The sequence below is a fragment of the Maribellus maritimus genome, assembly GCF_022267315.1.
Lineage (GTDB): Bacteria > Bacteroidota > Bacteroidia > Bacteroidales > Prolixibacteraceae > Draconibacterium > Draconibacterium maritimum.
Genome location: NZ_JAIKLE010000163.1, coordinates 1 through 561, shown reverse-complemented (window position 1 = coordinate 561; position 561 = coordinate 1). Strand labels below are relative to the sequence as shown.

1 pseudogene is annotated in these 561 nt (G+C 40.1%); it reads left to right on the top strand.

Going from position 1 to position 561, the window contains the following annotated elements:
• Nucleotides 1-332: pseudogene (locus tag K5G00_RS29535) on the top strand (hypothetical protein); the annotation flags it as partial.
• Nucleotides 333-561: the final 229 nt, after the last annotated feature.

Sequence of the window (561 nt, the reverse complement as noted above, 5' to 3'; positions counted from 1 at the left end):
AAACCTTTTTATACTATTACCGGAAGAACAGTCTGGAAGCTGTTCGTCACGGTTCGTGGAAACTTGTATTCCCTCACCCCGGCAGAACTTACGAACGTTTTCAACCGGGTAACGATGGAACCCCCGGGCCACTGAATAACAATTTTCCGTTTAAAGGTGGATTGTATGATTTACGCCGCGATCCGGGAGAACGGTATGACGTTGGCGAATCGAATCCTGAAATTGTGAAAATGCTTGAAAAAATTGCTGAAGAGGCCCGCCTCGATTTGGGGGATGATTTAACCGGTAATCCCGGGAAAAACCGTCGGGAGCCCGGAAGGATTGTTCAATAAATAATTATTGTTTTTTGTTAAAGTGGTAAAAAGTTATACCAATTGTTTTTCAAAGTGATCCTTAAGCAAACCTTTGAAAAACAATTGGTTGGTATTAGTTGCAGGGAAGCAGAGCATCAGCCTATTTGGAAAATTAACTTATACCAATTTGAGTATATAGTGTCGCTTTATTATCTTTGAAGCATGGGAAGACAAAGCAAATTCAATATAAAAGAGGATTTAAAAGAAC